This window comes from Stenotrophomonas pictorum JCM 9942 (assembly GCF_001310775.1).
GTDB lineage: Bacteria > Pseudomonadota > Gammaproteobacteria > Xanthomonadales > Xanthomonadaceae > Stenotrophomonas > Stenotrophomonas pictorum.
In genome coordinates this window covers 1-4,996 of record NZ_BAZI01000209.1, presented here as the reverse complement: position 1 = coordinate 4,996, position 4,996 = coordinate 1, and the positions used below count along the sequence as shown (strand labels likewise).

Annotated in this window: 4 protein-coding genes; 1 reads left to right on the top strand and 3 read right to left on the bottom strand. The window is 64.5% G+C overall.

Annotated features, from left to right (window positions below; genetic code table 11):
* Nucleotides 1–208 precede the first annotated feature (208 nt).
* Nucleotides 209–559, bottom strand: coding sequence for a hypothetical protein (locus tag JCM9942_RS19050; protein ID WP_145974319.1), 351 nt, complete (start codon nt 557–559; stop codon nt 209–211).
* Between the two features lie 228 nt (nt 560–787).
* Between JCM9942_RS19050 and JCM9942_RS10820 the strand changes: the two genes are divergently transcribed.
* Nucleotides 788–3,907 (top strand): TonB-dependent receptor, encoded by a 3,120-nt coding sequence (locus JCM9942_RS10820; RefSeq protein WP_054659614.1) that lies wholly within the window; start codon nt 788–790, stop codon nt 3,905–3,907.
* A 121-nt stretch (nt 3,908–4,028) separates the two neighbouring features.
* Here the strand turns inward: JCM9942_RS10820 and JCM9942_RS10815 are convergent, their stop codons facing one another.
* Nucleotides 4,029–4,649 (bottom strand): glutathione S-transferase family protein, encoded by a 621-nt coding sequence (locus tag JCM9942_RS10815; protein ID WP_054659612.1) that lies wholly within the window; start codon nt 4,647–4,649, stop codon nt 4,029–4,031.
* A 43-nt stretch (nt 4,650–4,692) separates the two neighbouring features.
* Nucleotides 4,693–4,996 (bottom strand): OST-HTH/LOTUS domain-containing protein (locus JCM9942_RS10810; RefSeq protein WP_218185483.1); only part of this gene is annotated, 304 nt, incomplete at its 5' end.

The following is a 4,996-nucleotide window of genomic DNA, read 5'->3' as shown; positions in this document are numbered from 1 at the left end:
GGCGACACCGGCAACGCGGCGACGGGCGGAACGGTCGAGGGGGGCAAGCGGCGATCGGCTCATGTGTGGATCCTGTGGGTCGATGTCGGTACGGCAAAAAGGGTGGCCCGGCGAACCGGGCCGCTGATACCCGACCCATCGGGGGATGGAGAGAGTGCCGGGATCAGTAAACGGATCAGGCCCGCAACGGCACCGCCCAACACCGGCATCACCGGGACTGGAAAAGCGTCATCACACGAACCTGTAAAGCAAGCAACGTGTTGATCAGACAGGGAAACCAAGCATGAAACAGTGCCGCCGCAGACAGCCGTGACTGCGTTTGCATCGCTCCAGATTCAGACCCTGATGAATTTAGATCGATCCAAGTAAACCGCGCAATTCCCGTATTTGCATTCTGCGGCGCAACATCCCGCCGCGACGACGGGCGCCGCCGCCCGTCCGGCGCTTGCCGATTCCCGGCCCGGCAGGGCTTGCGCATTTCCGCCCCGACCCGGCCATTTCGGCAATGGACAACGCGCCGCGCGGCAACGATCATTGCCGCCTTATTGCGCAGCAGCATGCACACAGCAAAGGGCTGTGCTAAAAAATCTACCACCAATAGTTTAGATCGATCCAAATCGACAAGTCACTACCGATCGAAAAATTTCAGGGAACCGCCACGTCCGGCACCACCGTCATCCGGGCCGAACGCGACGGCTTCACCGCGCTGTCCCCCCCCTGAATTTTTAGATCGATAAAAATTTTTTACACAAACACCGAATTCAATCCAGGAGAGGGAGAGAGCGCCATGAAACACAAATCACTGCTGCACAGCCGCGACACATTGTCCGCGGCGATCGCCACCGCACTGTTCGCCGTGGCCATGGTTCCGGCCAGCGCGTTCGCACAGGACGCCGCTGCCGATGCCACCACGCTCGACAGCGTCACCGTCACCGGCTACCGCTACGCGATCGAGAAGAGCCTGGAGCAGAAGCGCGACGCCAACGCCGTGGTCGAAGTGATCACCGCCGAAGACGTGGGCAAGTTCCCGGACAAGAACGTGGCCGACGCGCTGCAGCGCGTGCCGGGCGTGATCATCAGCCGCAGCGGTGGCGAAGGTAAGAACGTCAGCGTGCGCGGCCTGGCCTCGGACCTGACCCTGACCCAGCTCAACGGCAACTTCGTCGCCTCCTCGGAAACCAACAACGAAGCCTCGCGCTCGTTCAACTACACCCTGCTGCCGTCGAACATGCTCTCGGCCGCCGAGCTGTACAAGACCCCGGAAGCCCGCATCGACGAAGGCGGCATCGGCGGCACCGTGATCCTGCGCACCCGCCGTCCGCTGGACATGGAATCCAACTCCGGCTTCGCTTCGGTCGAGTACACCTCCTCCGATACCAGCAGCGGCGTCGACCCGCAGGCCTCGGCGATGTATTCCTGGCACAGCGATGACGAGCGTTTCGGCGTGCTGGTCGGCGCGACCAAGCAGAACCGCAACAACCGCAGCATGGAAGTCAGCACCGAAGACTGGCAGTGGTACAGCGACCGCGTCGATGGCAACGGCAACATCATCAACGACTTCGTCTGGAACCAGGCCGGCACGCCCAGCCACCGTCCGGTCGACGTCAACGGCAATCCGCTGAGCGGCGTCAACAAGTTCTGGGGCGCCTCGGGCATCTATGACCAGAACGGCGGCCACTACTCCGGCTTCTTCATGCCGACCTCGGTCAACTTCGCGGTCAAGGACGAGAAGCGTGAGCGCACCGGCGGCCAGCTGACGTTCCAGTTCAAGCCTGTCGACAACGTCACCATGACCGCCAACTACTTCCGCTTCGAGCTGGAAGGCAACTACACCCAGAACATGCTCAAGGTGCCGGAATGGAACCTGGCGCGCGTGGCCGGTGACGGCAACTGGGAAACCGGCCGCCTGCTCAACGGCTTCACCCTGGATCCGAGCGGCACCATCGTCACCGGTGCCGAATACGAGAAGCTGGCCGGCAAGACCTACATCTGCAGCGAAGACCAGGCGGCGGCCGCCGGCCTGCCGGGCGGCGGCTGGGGTCCGGACGACTGCACCGTGCCGACCCCGCAGCTGACCGGCACCTACAGCCGCGAGAAGGCGCTGTCGCAGACCGCCGACCTGTCCATCGACTGGGACATCAGCACGCTGTGGAAGGCCAGCTTCGGCGGCGGCCGCACCTGGTCCGAGGGTGGTCCGTCGATGAGCTTCCGCACCGCCGCCAAGCCGCGCCGCAAGGTCGATGGCCAGTGGCAGGCCGGCAACCAGTTCACCTCCTGGGACATCACCGGCACCCCGTCGGTGCAGTTCTCGCCGGACCTGCAGGACCAGCTGATGGCGGGCGTGGCCGAGATCGACACCGGCTCGACCGATTCGTCGTGGATGCAGACGAGCATGGAGCAGAACCACTTCCAGGCCGACTTCACCAAGCTGTTCGAGGCCGGCTGGCTGGATTCGATCCAATTCGGCACCAAGTACAGCGACAGCAAGATCCACCGCAACACCGGCAACACCTACTGGGTGTGCCCGGGTACCGATCCGAGCAACTACGACGACAACCGCTACCAGGCGGGCTGTGATCCGACCGCCGGCGACGCCCAGCCGGGCTTCTTCCTGTCCAAGCCGATCGGCAACATCGCCGGTGGTTTTGACGCCAACATCTTCCCGGGCATCAACTACCCGGCCTACATCGAGTACCTGAACAACAAGTACGGCGGCATGCACAACCGCCGCGAGTCGGACTTCGTCTACAACGTCGAAGAGAAGGTCAACTCCGGCTACTTCCAGGCCAACTTCCGTACCGAGCGCCTGCGCGGCAACGTCGGCCTGCGCGTGGCCCGCACCAAGCAGCACGCCGAGTCGAGCGATTCGGTCGAGCGTTTCAACGACTATTTCGCCGACAACGCCAGCGGTGCGCCGATGGCCTGTACCGATCCGGCCGCCGCCGGCCTGGTCGGTCACACCTGCGAAAGCGGTTTTGTGCGTCTGCCCGACGCGCTGGCCCGCGAGAAGAGCTACGTGATGGCCTCGCTGGACAAGACCTACACCGACATCCTGCCCAGCTTCAACATCGCCTGGGACATGACCGACAACGTGGTGCTGCGTGGCGCCGCCTCCAAGGTCATCGCCCGTCCGAGCTACACCTCCATCGCCTACCCGGGCGGCCTGACCTATTACTCGGAGGAGTACAGCAACGACCGTCGCGTCGCCGGCGGCGCGCCGAACCCGGGCTGGTACGGTTCGGGCAGCAACAAGGGCCTGGATCCGTTTGAAGCCATCCAGTACGACCTGAGCGTGGAGTGGTACTTCCAGCCGGGCGCCGTGGCCGGTCTGGGCGTGTTCCGCAAGGATGTGAAGAACTTCACCGTGCCGGTGGTGCGTGACCTGCAGATGTCGGTCGACGGCCAGACGGTGACCGTGCAGAACTACTCCACCCAGGCCAACGGCCGTGATGGCGTCTCGCAGGGTATCGAAGCGTACGGCCAGTACACCTTCGATTTCGGTCTGGGCTTCCAGGCCAACTACACCTACAACGACACCAACCTGGCTTCGGTGGAGATCGATGGCGAGAACATCGGCTCCTCGCCGCTGGTGGGCAGCGCCAAGAACCAGGCCAACTTCACCGTGTTCTACGAGAACAGCAAGTTCCTCGCGCGTGCCTCGTACAACCGCCGTGGTGAAATCGTCGGTGGCCTCAACAACGGCTTCACCTCCTACTCCGAGCCGTACGACCAGCTGGACCTCAACGCGGCCTACAACATCCGCGAGGACCTGACGGTGACCGCCTCGGTACTGAACGCCACCAAGTCCGAACAGCGCGTGCACCTGGGCAACGACACCAAGGCGCGCCTGCTGTCCAACAGCTACACCGGCCGCCAGCTGTACCTGGGCCTGAACTTCAAGTTCTAAGCCCCGGCTCCCGTACCTTCGGGTGCGGGACCTGCAACACCCGACAGCCGCGCTGGCTCCAGCGCGGCTGTTTTTTGCCGATCGCCTGCCGCGTGCCGATCGATACGGTGCGCCCGCGTGCTTACGTCAGCGGCGTCATCACCGCGGTCCGATAGGCCGGGCGCTGCTGCAGCCGTGCATACCAGGCGGCCAGATGCGGCAGCTCCGGGCGCTGGATGGGCATCTGGAACCACGCATAGGCGAAGGCCCCCAGCGGGATATCGCCCATCGCGAAGCGCTCGCCCGACAGCCATGGCCGCTGTGACAGTTCGGCATCGGCCAGCGCCAGCAGCTCGCCACAGCGCAGCAGCGCGGCGGCGATCCGCACTTCATCGCGATCGGCCGGCGCGGTACGCACCACGCCCCAGAACAGGTCGCGGAAGGCCACCGCGAAGCTCGAGCTGGTCCAATCCATCCACTTCTCGCTCTGCGCGCGTTCGGCCACCTCTTCCGGATACAGGCTGCCCAACGCATAGCGCGCGGCCAGATAGCGCACGATGGTGTTCGATTCCCACAGCGGCAGGCCGTGATCCTCGATCACCGGCACCAGACCGTTGGGATTCATCGCCCGGTATGCGGCCGTATGCGTGCCGCCAAAGGCGCCGCCGACCTCGATCGATTCATAGGGCAGGCCGATCTCCTCGACACACCACAGCACCTTGCGCACGTTGCTGGAATTGCGCCGTCCCCAGATTTTCAGCATCTGTGTCCCTCCCGTGGTGTGAGCGGCTCCCTCATGCCGGCGTTCAGCGCGCGCCCTTGCGCGGCAGCACCCGCACCGAGCTGGTCTTGCCTTCCTTCTTCAGCTCGAACAGGCCCACCGCCGCCAGCAGATCACTGAGCTTGCGGTAGCCGTAATTGCGCGAATCAAACGAGGCGCGGTTGGCGATCTGGTTGCCCACCGCGCTGAGCTTGGCCCAGCCCTGGTCATCGGCGGCCGCATCGATCGCACCGCGCAGCAGATTGAGCAGGCGGCTGTCACCGCGCAGCTCGTTGCCCGGCCGTGGCGTGATCGGTGCAGCCGGGGCCGGATCGCCGGTGGCGTCAGCC